The organism is Mucilaginibacter sp. (genome assembly GCF_041663085.1).
Taxonomy (GTDB): domain Bacteria; phylum Bacteroidota; class Bacteroidia; order Sphingobacteriales; family Sphingobacteriaceae; genus Mucilaginibacter.
This window is the reverse complement of the sequence record NZ_JBAZRC010000176.1, coordinates 1-9,365: the sequence shown is the minus strand read 5'-3', so window position 1 is coordinate 9,365 and position 9,365 is coordinate 1. Positions and strand designations below refer to the sequence as shown.

At 42.8% G+C, this 9,365-nt stretch carries 5 protein-coding genes, 1 tRNA gene and 2 pseudogenes; 2 read left to right on the top strand and 6 right to left on the bottom strand.

Annotated features, from left to right (window positions below; all coding sequences use genetic code 11):
- The 5 genes and pseudogenes from WC615_RS21090 to WC615_RS21070 form a co-directional block, all read right to left on the bottom strand.
- Positions 1-131: pseudogene (locus WC615_RS21090) on the bottom strand (aminoacyl-tRNA hydrolase); the annotation flags it as partial.
- 150 nt (positions 132-281) lie between these two features.
- On the bottom strand, positions 282-2,138 hold the full coding sequence (locus tag WC615_RS21085; RefSeq protein ID WP_372980029.1) for a DUF4185 domain-containing protein: 1,857 nt from the start codon (positions 2,136-2,138) through the stop codon (positions 282-284).
- A 182-nt stretch (positions 2,139-2,320) separates the two neighbouring features.
- Positions 2,321-2,899, bottom strand: coding sequence for a 50S ribosomal protein L25/general stress protein Ctc (locus WC615_RS21080; RefSeq protein ID WP_372980028.1), 579 nt, complete (start codon positions 2,897-2,899; stop codon positions 2,321-2,323).
- A 54-nt stretch (positions 2,900-2,953) separates the two neighbouring features.
- Positions 2,954-3,898: a ribose-phosphate pyrophosphokinase gene (locus WC615_RS21075; RefSeq protein WP_191176003.1), complete on the bottom strand. Its 945-nt coding sequence runs from the start codon at positions 3,896-3,898 to the stop codon at positions 2,954-2,956.
- Between the two features lie 106 nt (positions 3,899-4,004).
- Positions 4,005-4,075 (bottom strand) — tRNA-Gln (locus WC615_RS21070).
- A 212-nt stretch (positions 4,076-4,287) separates the two neighbouring features.
- Here WC615_RS21070 and WC615_RS21065 point away from each other — a divergent pair.
- Both WC615_RS21065 and WC615_RS21060 read left to right on the top strand, forming a co-directional pair.
- A complete protein-coding gene (locus WC615_RS21065; protein WP_372980027.1) occupies positions 4,288-7,431 on the top strand; it encodes a protein O-mannosyl-transferase family in 3,144 nt (1,047 codons plus the stop codon).
- 143 nt (positions 7,432-7,574) lie between these two features.
- A complete protein-coding gene (locus tag WC615_RS21060) occupies positions 7,575-8,951 on the top strand; it encodes a serine hydrolase (protein WP_372980026.1) in 1,377 nt (458 codons plus the stop codon).
- Between the two features lie 185 nt (positions 8,952-9,136).
- Here the strand turns inward: WC615_RS21060 and WC615_RS21055 are convergent.
- Positions 9,137-9,365: pseudogene (locus WC615_RS21055) on the bottom strand (acetyl-CoA carboxylase carboxyl transferase subunit alpha); the annotation flags it as partial.

Genomic DNA, 9,365 nt, shown 5'->3' with positions numbered 1-9,365 from the left:
GCAAGGCGCATGGTATAAAACTTCGCCCCCTCCTGTTTAGCCAACTCATCAAGCACCATAAAACCTATATTATGCCTTGTATCGGCATATTCCGGCCCAATATTTCCTAAACCAACAATTAAATATTTCATACCCTATCCGCCCCCATCTAGGGGGAACTTATTTACAAGCGCAATTATACAAAAATAGCGAGGGGTTTAAAACCCGTCGCTACCTTATTATTAAAAACAAAAACAGCGATAGGAAAACCTATCGCTGTGATCGGTACAATCATACTTTGTTTATAAACCCACTATCGAATATGGTACGCGGATATTTTTTACACGATAGTAATAAGGGTCGAGATAACCATCCTGGCAATCTGAAACGCCACAGCCCGAAAAATTGAGGCAAAAGGTAAGTAACAACTCGTTACGACCGTTAACCGATTCGGGGTGAATAGACGGGGTATAGTAACGTGCGTACTTACCTCCGAAATATTCGCTAACAGTATAAATATATTTCTGAGCGGTGAACGGGCCTGTTGGGCTGTTTGATGTGGAGATGTAGATATCACGTTTATCTTCACAATTAAAACCCTGATCCATCGACATCATGATGTATTTACCATTGAGATACGAGATGCTGTTATTACCCGGGCCTACGGCAACTTTTGCTGCATCGTCGGTAGTGGGCGCGCTTGCCCATGAAGAACCGTTCCAAAACGTCCAGGTTAATGGATCATCCTGCTTAAACCTTGCTACAAAAATATTCTGACCGTAGCCAAAGTTAAAGCCCTGCGAACCGAAAGAGTATACATATCCATCGTTACCCTTCACCATACCCGTAGAATAATTTATATCTGTTTGGCCCGACATGCCGGCAGGTGTATAGCGTACAGCCGACCATTCGTCGCCCGCATTAGGGGTAAGTTTGTATAGCGACTGGTTAGTGGCGCCCAGGCCCCTGCCCTCACCACATTGCACCCAAACGTTATTACCTATCTGCACACCCAATCCCGGCCATGACCAATCCGTTCCCGGTTGGTTATTAAAGATCTGCCTGGGCCTGCCATGCGCGCTGTTTGGTATCGTCATATTGGTGGTGTGATCCGGATTCCAGTCGGTTGCCGTAGGCTGGATCATTACCGAGTTGTTGTAGTTAAAAAAGTCTGAACACGAAAATTTATGATTATCGCGCAACCTCGAACCGTCCCATGCATCCTGGGTTATCCATAGCACACGGCCATCGTTCAGCGGCACGCTGGTGCCCTGGTCAAATGCTACCGAGCCCTGGCTGGTATTATTTCTTTCAAAAAACCCTATTGCAGAATCATCCCTGTAAACTTGCTCGGGCAGTGGCTTAAGGGTAAAGCGTTGGTCGCTACTTTTATCATCGGCATTTTCCAGCGTCACTTTGCTATCTGCCGCCGATGTGCTCAGGGCCAGGCCTGTATTCTTGTTAACTATGTTATATACGCCCAGGGTTGATGATTGCACAACCATCCACAGTTCGCTGGCAGTGGCCGATTCGCGATACTGCTCGGCCTGCGTCCCCGCATGCGCGCCGGTACCGGCATTCAAAAATTTACCGGTGTACAGATTCCTGATCTGGTAATACCTTACACCTGCGGCTGTGCTGTTGTATATCATGTGCCATTTTTGCCAAACGGGCATTACGTCTACGCTTTTCCCGGCTTCTATTTTTTGGTTATCCTTATATTTCTCATTAAAGGTATAATCGCCAGCTACCTGCAGCATGCTGCCGTTGGCACCGGTAATAGCAAATACGCCATAGTCTGTACTGTAAAAATCGTACACTTTAAATTCAACGTTCCATTCTATTTTTTCGCCCGATTCGGCGGTAACTACAAATACCTGCTTTAACGAGGTGGCGTTAAAGCTTGTACCCGATGCCGGGGATACTTTTGAACCGTCGGATATCACCATATTTGCGACTAAGGCGGCCATATTAACTCCCTTTTGCACGGTAACGGTTATGGTGTGTTTGGAGTTATCAAATACAGCAGGGCCTATTTGCCCTTCGGCAAGCGCGAACTGTTTGATCATTCTTCCCGGACTTGGATATCGCTTGTAATCCTTAGAACAGGACATAACAAGTACAATTGCCGAAAGCAGTAATAGTAGTGGTTTTCTCATAATAAAGGCTTATGCTAAATTGGTTTAGCACAAACATTATAAATATAAATCGTTTTAGCAAATTTTAGTGAAAAATTTTTATGAGTTAATAACCTGTATAATAAAACAATAAGCACAAAAAAAGCGACGGTATGTACCGTCGCTTTTTGATTAATTTTAATTTGGTGAAACCACCAACAAAATTATTTTTTACCAGCTTCTTGTTCAGCCTGGCGTAATGCACGTGAAGTAGTTACAGATACAATTGTATCTTCTGCTGCATTGGTGATGGTAAGGTTAGGCAAGCTGATCTCGCTAACTTTTACTGATTTACCAACCTCAAGCGCTTCGATGCTAACTTCGATGTTATCCAAATGATCTTTAGGCAATGCCTTAACACGCAGTTTCCTTAGTTTTTGAACTAATTTACCACCCACTTTAACACCCGGAGAAGTACCTGTTAATTTTACAGGGATCTCGATAGTTACCGGTTTCTTTTCATCTAACAATAAAAAGTCGATGTGGATAAGTTGTTCCGTTAACGGGTGGAACTGCATATCTTTAATAATAGCCTGTGATTTAACACCAGCTACGTCAATGTCGATGAAATGAACAACCGGAGTATAAACTACGGCTCTCAAATCAGCTGCGGACACTGCAAAGTGGGTTTGGGTTGCACCACCGTAAAGTACTGCAGGCACTAAGCCCTGGTAACGCAGTCCTTTAGCGTCTCTTTTCCCTACGTTCTCTCTTGGAGAACCGCTAATAGCAATTGATTTCATTATTTATTTATTATTCAAAGCCACACCAACATGGTATGGATATTTTAATTCAACTTAATCTACCCTAAACAACTGGCTTATTGAGCCATGCTCGTTAACGTTGCTTATCGCTTTTGCAAACAGATCGGCAGTGGTTAGCACCCTTATTTTAGGGCTCGAGTGTTTTAATGGTATAGTATCGGTTACTATCAGTTCGGTTAAAGCCGAGTTCTCGATAGTTTCATAAGCTTTACCAGATAATACCGGGTGCGTACAAACCGCGCGAACGCTGCGTGCCCCACGCTCCATAATTAAACCGGCAGCTTTTGCAAGCGTACCTGCAGTATCACAAATATCATCGATCAGTACAATATCCTGATCGGTAACATCCCCAATGATGGTCATGCTTTCAATTTCATTTGCACGCTTACGGCGTTTATCGCAAATTACCACTTCTGCATTAAAGAATTTCGCAAAACTTCGAGCCCTGTATGAACCGCCCATATCCGGCGATGCAATGGTTATATTGCCTAGACCAAGGCTTTTTATATAAGGTACAAATATGATAGATGCATCCAGATGATCTACCGGCACATCAAAAAATGCCTGGATCTGTGCAGCGTGCAGGTCCATCGTCATGATACGGTTAATGCCTGCGGCTACCAGTAAGTTGGCTACCAATTTTGAACCTATGGCAACACGGGGTTTGTCTTTCCTGTCCTGGCGGGCCAAACCAAAGTATGGTATAACCGCTATAATATAATGGGCAGATGCACGGCGGGCGGCATCTATCATCATTAACAGCTCCATCAGGTTATCAGTTGGCTGATGCGTGCTTTGTATCAAAAACACATCGCAACCGCGGATAGACTCGTTAAAATGCGGCTGAAACTCGCCATCGCTGAAACGCGATAAAACTACATCACCCAGCTCCTGGCCGTATGATGAAGCAATGTGTTTAGATAGCTCCTGCGAACCTGAACCTGCAAATAGCTTAACCGTATTGAACTGTAAAGGCATTTTTTTGTGATTTCGATAGTATCAAACCCCTATAAAAAACAATCGGATTTCAATTTTTCTATCAGATGTAAATCCGAAATTGAAAATTCGAAATCCGAAATTTTTGTTGCCCGACCAGGATTCGAACCTAGACAAACGGTACCAAAAACCGTCGTACTACCATTATACTATCAGGCAATCTCCTTTGGTTTGTAAGCCATCCCAAAAAGGAATGCAAATATAAGACGATTTTTCGGAAGTCAAAAGCAAAATTTAAAAAAGTATTTTAAATAATTTTTACAGCCAAAACATGCGTTAAAAAGTGTTAAGGTTTAGCGCTTTTAACGCAAACATCGTAATGTTTTTCTTATTTTCGGCTGCTTAAACCTACTATAGCTTGTAACAACAGCATGAACTACAATAAGATAAACAATATTTTTGGCTGGGCAGCCGGCATTATTGCATCCATCACGTACATTTTAACGCTCGAACCCTCTACCAGTTTTTGGGATTGCGGCGAATTTATAGCCTGTATTTACCGTTTACAGGTAGCGCACCAGCCAGGTGCGCCATTATTTACCATGATAGGCAAGGTATTCTCATTGTTATCCTTCGGTAATAACATGAAGGTGGCCTACTTTACTAACATGGCATCGGCCCTGGCCAGTGGCGTAACCATCCTTTTCCTGTTTTGGACCATCACCGCATTGGCCAAAAAGCTGGTTGTTAAAGCAGGCGAAGAAATTACCCAAACAAACATCATACAAATTATAGGTGCAGGTTTGGTTGGCGCATTAGCTTATACCTGGTCTGATACATTCTGGTTCTCGGCTGTCGAATCTGAAGTTTACGCGCAATCGTCACTTTGTACGGCCATTGTATTTTGGGCAATCCTTAAATGGGAAGCCCATGCTGATGAACCCCGTGCCGATAAATGGATCATTTTTATTGCCTATGTAATGGGTTTATCCATCGGTATCCACCTGTTAAACTTATTGGTTATACCAGCTATTGCGCTTATCATTTATTTCCGCAGGGCAAAAAGCGTTACTGCTACAGGCACCATCTGGTCGTTTATATTAGGTGTTATTACCGTTGCACTGATACTTTGGGGGGTTATTCAATTCACGGTTAAAGGCGCGGCCTTCTCCGATCTGTTATTTGTAAACAGCCTGGGTATGGGCTTTGGCAGCGGTGCTATTGTTTTCTTTTTACTGGTTATTGGTGCCCTGGCATCGGGTATTTATTATACCGTAAAACCATCAAACGTATTTTTAGGTATAGCTGTAGTTTGCTTTGTATTGGTACTTACCATCAGCGCAAGCATCATTGGTTTTATAGCGGCTTTAGCTATACTGGCTTTACTGGAGTATGTTTTAAAAGTACGCGAAAAACGCGTTGCACTTAACCGTGTGTTGATTTGCGCGGCATTTATATTATTCGGTTACAGCTCTTTTGTGATGATCGTTATCCGTGCGAAAGCAGGTACAAACTTAAACAACAGCGACCCACAGGATGCCTTTGCGCTGAACAGTTACCTAAACCGCGATCAGTACGGCGATACACCCTTATTATATGGTGAATATTTCGACTCACAGGTTACCGACCAAACCGAGGGGGCCAAAATATATCGCCGCGGCGAAAAGAAATATGAAGTTGCCGGCAAAAAACTGAATACCATTTATGACCGCAACACCTTGTTCCCGCGTATGTTTAGTCAGAAACCCGGCCACGCCGAGTTTTACAGAATGTGGTCGCAGCTTGGCCCCGAAGAGCATCCTACTATGGCTACCAACCTTGGCTTTTTCAGCAGCTGGCAGGTTACGCAAATGTACACCCGCTACTTCTTATGGAACTTTGTGGGCCGCGCCAACGAAATGGATGGGCAAACTAACCAGGGTGCTGATGGCAGCTGGCTTAGCGGCTTTAACTTTGGTAAAGAATTACCAAGTACAGTTACGCTGAGTAAATCATACAACAGGTTATATTTCCTGCCGCTTATTATAGGTTTGATAGGTATGGTTTATCACTTTAAACGCAACCAGCGCGATGCCGGTGTGGTAGTAGTGCTGTTCTTTTTTACTGGTTTGGCCATTGTGCTTTACCTTAACCAGGACCCTTTACAGCCCCGTGAACGTGATTACGCTTACGCCGGATCCTTCTACGCATTTGCTATTTGGATAGGCCTGGGCGTATTGTTTATAGCGGAATTACTTAACAAAAAACTCAATGCCAAAACCAGCGCAATCATTGCAACTGTAGCATGCTTACTGGCAGCGCCGATATTAATGGCCAGCCAGGAATGGGATGATCACGACCGCTCTACCAAGCTTACCCCGCATGACCTGGCTTACGATTACCTAAACTCATGCGCACCTAATGCTATATTGTTCACCTATGCCGATAATGATACTTACCCGCTTTGGTACATACAAGAAGTTGAAGGCGTTCGCCCGGATGTGCGTATAGTAAACTTAAGCTTGCTTGGTACAGATTGGTATATCCGCCAGATGAAGGGCGACATGAACCAGTCGGCACCGCTGCCTATTACTATGCCTAACGATAAGTTTAAAGCGGGTATACGCGATGTTATTTACTATAACGATGCTAAAATTGCCGGGCCGGTTGAGCTGAAAGAGGTGTTTGACTTTATTACATCAGATAATAAGGAAAGCATGGTACAATATCAAAGCGGTGAAAGCGCCAATTACCTGCCTACCAAAAACTTTAAATTAACCATTAATGCCGATGATGTTATTAAAGGGGGCACAGTTACGGCCGATAAAAAAGACCAGATAGTACCTGAAATGGACTGGACTTACCCCGGTAAATATGTAACCAAGGATAACCTGGCCATGATGGATATACTGGCACATAACAACTGGAAACGCCCTGTGTATTTTGCATCAACCGTACCAAGCGATAATATGCTTGGCCTCGACAGGTACCTTTACAGCGAGGGCCTTACCTACCGCCTGATGCCGTTTAAACCGGATACCACCGCTGCACCGCAAGAGAACAGCAACACCCTTATCATGTATAACAACATGATAAACAAGTATAGATACGGCAATTACAAAACCGCTAAATATCTTGATCATGAATCGTTGAATTTATTTTACCCGTTGATAACCCGCCTATATGCCACGCTTGCCGATAACCTTTTAAAAGAAGGGCATATAGACCTAGCTAAAAACGCGCTTAAAAAATATGACGAGGTAATGCCATCGCAGATCATATCATCAGAGCTGGCTGTACGCAAGTATTACATGGTTGAGAGCCTTTACCGTATGGGCGACCCTACTTTAGCCAATAAACTGGCCAACCAAATAGATGATTATATCATCGATCAGTTAAAATACAGCTACATGCTGTATCAAAAAAGCGATGCTGGCCTAAACACCCGCGATGTGCAGCTATTCTTATCGTTACTTAACGGTATGGAAGGGCTTACCAAAACTTATAAACAAGATGCTTTAAGCACCAAAATAGGTGCACAGTTGAAAGACTACGGCACCAAGTTTGGCGGCTTGCAAACGCAGTCGCAGCAATAAAAACATTAGTATTAATTATAAAAAGCGGCGATGAGCCGCTTTTTATGTTTCTAAATACGTGTTATTGCCGGAACCCATTATATAAGTAAATGCCAGTAACAATTTCCTAACAGCTTGCGTCTTAATTTTATAACCTAAAAATTATGAAACACGCTTACCTCCTGCTTTCACTGCTTTTGATATCTGGCATTGCATCTGCCCAAAACAAAACAGCCACTATAGATTCTATGCTGAACCGCACAAAACGCCTGGGTTTGTTTAAAGGGAATGTTTTGGTGGTTGATAACAATAAAATTGTTTATAAAGGGGCATTAGGCTTTACCGATGCATCGCAAACCACTAAACTAACCACAGCATATCGCTTCCACATAGGTTCAATAGCCAAAGAATTTAATGCCGTTGCCATCATGATGCTAAAAGAACAAGGTAAGCTAAGCGTGAATGACAAAGTATCAAAATACCTTACTAATTTACCGGCATGGGCAAATACCATTGCTATAAAAAACCTGCTGCAGTATACCAGTGGTTTGCCCGATCTTAAATGGAAAACCGTTAAGAACGACGCCGATATCTGGGCCGATATGCAGAAAATTGAAAAGCTTGATTTTGAACCCGGAACAAAGTACGCTTATAATAACAGTAATACATTTTTACAACGCCGCATAATTGAAAAGATAACCGGCTTAACTTTTAATGAATTTGTTACCCAAAAAATGCTGAAACCATGCGGCATGAGCAATTCAGTGATCGATCCGGACGACAATGCGCCGCTAATGGCTAAATCATACAACAATAATTTACAGCAATCATCCCTTGTATACCCCATTACGGGCTGGACAGCGGTTACCCTCGACGATTTTTACAAATGGGAAAAGGCCTTAGAAAGTTTTAATCTAATAAACCCGGCATCTACCAAAGAAATACTTACCCCCTTTGCCCCAAATAAACAGTGCGGCCTTGGTGGTGGCAGCATTGAGGGTAATAAAATTATTATACATGAGCATGATGGCACCAGTTTAAATTACCAGGCGCTGCTAACAGCCAATACTACCTTAGGCAGAACAGTTATTTTAATGACCAACAACAAGCAAAATAACCTGTATGATATTGACCGCGCTATACAAGCCATATTAGATAACAAACCATACCAGCAGCCCAAAAAATCTGTGTTAGCTGCTTTTGGCAAACAACTGGATAGCCTTAAAGGCCGGCAAATAATTAGTTTTTACAATGACCTGAAAACAAAATACGCAGCCGATTATGGCTTCGAGAACGAGGCATCATTAAATGAGATTGGGTACTCTTTTAAGAACAGCAATCGTATAGATGATGCCATAATAGTTTTTGAATACAATACCACGCTGTTCCCAACATCGGGCAATGTGTTTGACAGCCTTGGCGAAGCTTATTATGCCAAAGGCGATAAAGAAAAGGCGCTGTTAAACTACAAGCGTTCGTTACAACTGGACCCAACAAACACTACGGCAAAAGCTGTTATAACAGAACTGGAAAAGAAATAATGTAGCTATGGAGGAAGTGTTCACGTTCACAGCCGTGAACGCCGTGAAAATTCACAACATACTCATTATCAGCAGTTATAAATTTGCATTTATTCACTTTTATTGATAACTGTGAACATGTCATAAAAAAAGCGGCTATTCAGCCGCTTTTTTGTTTTTTATCTTTTCTTCCTTAATCCTAAAGATTAATCTTCTTCCACAACACCCATGTTGCAGAATTTCTCGATACGCTCGGCAACCAGTTCATCTACGTTGCGTTCGCCTAAGGTTTTAAGGTCTTTTATCAGTTGCTTTTTAAGGATGGCGGCCATAGCAACCGGGTCCTGATGGGCGCCGCCAAGCGGTTCTTTTATCACACCGTCAATCAGCTTGTTCTTCAACATCTCTGTTGAGGTTAGCTTCAGCATTTCGGCA